The sequence below is a fragment of the uncultured Aquimonas sp. genome, assembly GCF_937888285.1.
Taxonomy (GTDB): domain Bacteria; phylum Pseudomonadota; class Gammaproteobacteria; order Xanthomonadales; family Xanthomonadaceae; genus Aquimonas.
The window spans coordinates 1-4,236 of record NZ_CALART010000085.1; the positions used below are offsets into that span (position 1 = coordinate 1).

Here is a 4,236-nt window from a genome sequence, read left to right on the forward strand (position 1 = left end):
CAAGGCCAAATCAATCATCGAAACGGGATAAGTGAACCTGACCCCGTTTTTTCCCTGATGGATAACCACGTGCACCTGCTGGCGACGCCACCGGAACTCGGCGCACTCGGGCGGATGATGCAGAAGCTGGGCCGGCACTACGTGGGACTGTTCAACGCCCGGCACGGCCGCACTGGCACCTTGTGGGAAGGCCGCTACAAGGCCTGCCTGGTCGATGACGCCGATTACCTGCTGCGCTGCGTACGGTACATCGACCTCAACCCGGTGCGCGCCCGGATGACAGACGACCCCACCGCATTCGCATGGTCCAGTTGCGCCGGCCTGTGTGCGCTGCGCGAAGACCCGCTGCTCACCCAGCACCCCATCCAGCGGGCGTTGGGCCCCGAGGCCTACCGCACACTCCTGACGGAGGCCCTCAACGACGAAGACCTCGCTGCGATCCGCCTCTACGTGCAGCAACAGCGCGCCTATGGCCGCGATGATTTCCGTGCGATGGTGGAAGCCAAGACCCAACGCTTCGCCAGCGTGCGGCCGGCGCATCGGCCGGTGAAGTCAGGGGCTACGATTGGGTAAGTGAACCTGAGCCCGTTTTCCGTCCGGCGGATACAGCATCGGCAACACCACCGGCGCCAATGCGCGATAGATGGTGCCGTGGCTGAGATCCGGCCGCGCAACGACCTGCCATTCCAACTGGCTCGGCGCAGCCTGTTTCAATGCATCCTCCAGGATGCGCACGTTCGGGCCGATGGTCTCCGGCTCCGCCCACGCCACGAACAATCGCCCCCGCGTCTCCGGGTGCGCCATCAACCAGGTTCCCGCGTCCTTAGCCAGCTTGCCGGCGTTCCACCACAGGCTGGGATCCAGGGCGATGCTGGTCTCGAACAATCCCGGCATCTCGAAGAACGTTTCAACGATGAACAGCCCCGCCGCGGATTCGCCAATGATGCCGCGACGCTCGCTTGCCGGATGGTTCGCTTCCACCCACGGCACCAGCTCGGTGGCGATGAACTTACGGAACTCGGCAGCCCCACCCACGACCGGCGCGATCTTGCGATCCTTCTTCACCGTGGTCGGCCCGGTCATGTCGCGGCGGCGCTGGGTGTTCTCGATCCCCACCAGGATCACCGGCGCCATCCGGCCTTCGCGGATCGCCGCATCAATGGTGTTGGCGACATGCGGGAAGTCCTCGGCCAATCCACCGTCCGGCATGTAGATCACCGGGTAGCGACGCTCTTCCTGGAGCGTTGAAGGCAGGTAGACATTGATTCTCCGCTGCTCCTTCATCACCGCCGAGTCAAGCACGACCGACTGGTGCGGAGGTGGCACTTCGGAAACTGGCTCCGCAGCCCAGACAGCGGACACACACAGCATCAACAACAAGGCAATGACACGGCGAGAAGGCATCATGCCGTGCAGTGTAAGCCCAAGCCCCGCAGGCCAACGGAGCGGGCGACCCGGCACCGGCCCGCCCCACACCCGGACTAGTGAGCCTGACCCCGTTTTGACAAACCTGACCCCGTTTTCCCCGTTTTCTCTGCTGCGGAGAAGTGAACCTGACCCCGTTTTCCCCCTGATGGACAACCACGTCCACCTGCTTGCCACGCCACCCGAAGCAGGCGCGACCGGCCGGATGATGCAACTGCTGGGTCGCCACTACGTCGGCCACTTCAACGTACGCCACCGGCGCACCGGCACACTCTGGGAAGGACGCTACAAGGCCTGCCTTGTCGCCGGCGACGACTCCCTGCTGCGTTGCACCCGCTACATCGACCTCAACCCGGTGCGCGCCCGCATGACCCACGATCCCACCGCATTCCGGTGGTCAAGCTGCGCCAGCCTGTGTGGCCTGCGCGACGACGTCCTGCTTACCCCGCATCCCATCCAGCGCGCGCTCGGCATCGCGGGCTACCGCACCCTGCTGGCCGAGGCCATCAGCGACGAAGACCTGGCCGCAATCCGCCTCTACCTGCAACAGCAACGCGCTTACGGACGCGACGACTTCCGCGCGATGGTCGAGGCCAAGACCCGGCGGTTCGCAGGCGTCAGGCCGGCGCATCGGCCGGCCAAGGCCAAATCAATCATCGAAACGGGATAAGTGAACCTGACCCCGTTTTCTCGAAGACCCGACGGTTCGCCGGCGTGAGGCCGGCGCATCGGCCGGCCAGATCATCGGCTACGGGATAAGTGAACCTGACCCCGTTTTTGGCGACCCCGTTTTTGGCGACGTCGCACGCACCGCGGTGTTCGAATATGTCGAATTATTCTACAACCGCATCCGCATGCACTCGGCTCTAGGCTACCGGACACCGATGCAGGCGGAGCGAGATTATCAAACCGTCAGGACTGTATCCTGACTACCTGTCTGTGGAATGCGGGGCATTCCAACCTGACCCCGTTTTGTCTTCCTTGTTCATATCGGCATGCCAGATCGTCGTTGGTCTGCCACCCACGTAGCGATGCCGCCAAGGAACGCCCAAACATCGCCACCCGTCGGCCGAACATATTCGTCGCTCGCTGGATCGCCACCAAGCTTGTCGAATAGACCGTACAGCCACCCCCGCTTAGTCCTGGACGCAATTTCGAGGTCAGGCAGCCAATGCTCAAGCTCACCTACCGGTACGAGAAACAAGCCCCACTCCTGTAATTCACGAACGAGAACGCGCAAGGCATCGCGCACTTGCAGCGGCGCACCCTCTACCCCGACTCGCTTCAGCGCTACACCCTCGCGCCTACAAATGTCGGCCACCCGGGATGCAACGTCTCGCTTGGACTGCCACACCCCGTCCGGCATGCCACAAGCCTTCAACAGTTCGCCAAGCGCGCCTTCTTGCACCATATCCAAATCGGCTACTGCGACTGCAGGGATGCCCAGCTTTCTAAGCGGGTTAACGATCCTGTGGAGCGCATCCTTGCCGTGCGCACTCAGGAAAACCGCGTCCTTACAAGCTGGAGCTCCCGCCTCCTCAAGACGTCGATTCACCTCCTCATACGCGGCTCGATCCAAGTTCCCTTCGCAGACAACAGCGGATGCATGAAAAAGAGCACTTAGCATGCCCGTTGACCGCAGGAGTGGATCACGCATGAGACCCGAGAGATCGGGCGCCCGAAGCACCCGCGCAGTACCTGCCGAGCCGTCATATGTAAGACGCACAATATCGACAGTCGCGCCTGACTCGACGCAGCCCATCAGAAAATGAGCGCTGTGCGTCGCAACCAGCGTCGATCCGCTCGTGCGGGCCCCAGACTGGGCGAGCTCCCTTCCTAGATCTCGTGCAAGTGGAGGATGTAGAAATGCCTCTGGCTCGTCGATTAGAACGAGCCGGTGATCAGTGCAGTAAGACGCCGCGATCATTCCCAAGTAAGCCTTCACGCCATCGCTCGCAGTCGACAGAGGCACGGCCGATGAGTGGTAGGCCCTCGCCCGTGCGTCCAGTGCCTGTTCTTCAAGGTCGTCCACGGGCGCCCGCTCTGCCAGCCGCGGCTCCAGACGCGCCATAGAAGTTGGATCGATTACAAGGTATTTGCCGAATGCTCGAAAGCCGATGCTTCTTACGCGCGCGCGCAAGGCGTCGTCCGTGAACAGGCGACCTAAAACATGAGTCGGCCGCTGAAGTTCGCCCTCCGCCGACCTAGTGTCCAGAATTCTCAGCCGTGTCGACCCATCCAGCGCCATCGCGTAATGCGAGAGGATGTAGGTCAGTGCGTGCTGCCGATATTCCGGGTTTTCATTAATGAGGAAGCGCATCGCTTCCTCACGATGAATATTGTGCGCCCTGTGCTCTCCACTGACCGGGTCGTAGCTGCAAAGGTGGACCTGGCCTGGCGACAGTTGGGCGGTTTGCGCGGCATCCGTCCGTCCCTCAACAAGCCGTACCGCCTGATCCTCAGAAAACTGAGGCACGACAAACGACTGGAGAATCTTTGCAGACTGCTGCGGGCTACCTTGCCGAACTGCCTGCATGATCTCGCGGAGCAGCAGACTCTTGCCAGAGTTATTCGGTCCTACGAAGATGGCTATGTGGCCGAGATTCAGCTCGAGCGGACTCTCACCGACTGATGATCCGAACCGGAGCGTAATTTTCTGGAACATTGCACTAGACCTCAGAAAAGAAAGCCCCGTACGTAGCGATTGCTGCGTGCTCTGCTTTTACATATTCCTTCGATACTCCCCACCCACCTCATACAACGCATGGCTGATCTGCCCCAGCGAATGCGTCTTCACCGCTTCCATCAGCG

General features: G+C 61.6%; 4 protein-coding genes and 1 pseudogene. 3 read left to right on the forward strand and 2 right to left on the reverse strand.

What is annotated here, in order from left to right; all coding sequences use genetic code 11:
• On the forward strand, positions 1–573 hold a 573-nt coding region (locus tag Q0654_RS15670), incomplete at its 5' end, for a transposase (protein ID WP_298855593.1).
• Here Q0654_RS15670 and Q0654_RS15675 read toward each other — a convergent pair.
• Positions 553–1,404: an alpha/beta hydrolase-fold protein gene (locus Q0654_RS15675; RefSeq protein WP_298855595.1), complete on the reverse strand. Its 852-nt coding sequence runs from the start codon at positions 1,402–1,404 to the stop codon at positions 553–555. The genes Q0654_RS15670 and Q0654_RS15675 overlap by 21 nt on opposite strands.
• Before the next feature lie 169 nt (positions 1,405–1,573).
• Here Q0654_RS15675 and Q0654_RS15680 point away from each other — a divergent pair, with 169 nt between their 5' ends.
• Together Q0654_RS15680 and Q0654_RS22370 are read left to right on the forward strand one after the other, a co-directional pair.
• Positions 1,574–2,095 carry a transposase gene (locus Q0654_RS15680; RefSeq protein WP_298855597.1) on the forward strand — a complete coding sequence of 174 codons (522 nt, stop codon included), beginning with the start codon at positions 1,574–1,576 and terminating at the stop codon, positions 2,093–2,095.
• Between the two features lie 133 nt (positions 2,096–2,228).
• Positions 2,229–2,354, forward strand: a pseudogene (locus Q0654_RS22370) (IS3 family transposase); the annotation flags it as partial.
• 56 nt (positions 2,355–2,410) lie between these two features.
• On the opposite strand, the gene Q0654_RS15685 reads toward Q0654_RS22370, so the two are convergent.
• Positions 2,411–4,090 (reverse strand): AAA family ATPase, encoded by a 1,680-nt coding sequence (locus tag Q0654_RS15685; protein WP_298855599.1) that lies wholly within the window; start codon positions 4,088–4,090, stop codon positions 2,411–2,413.
• Positions 4,091–4,236 lie beyond the last annotated feature (146 nt).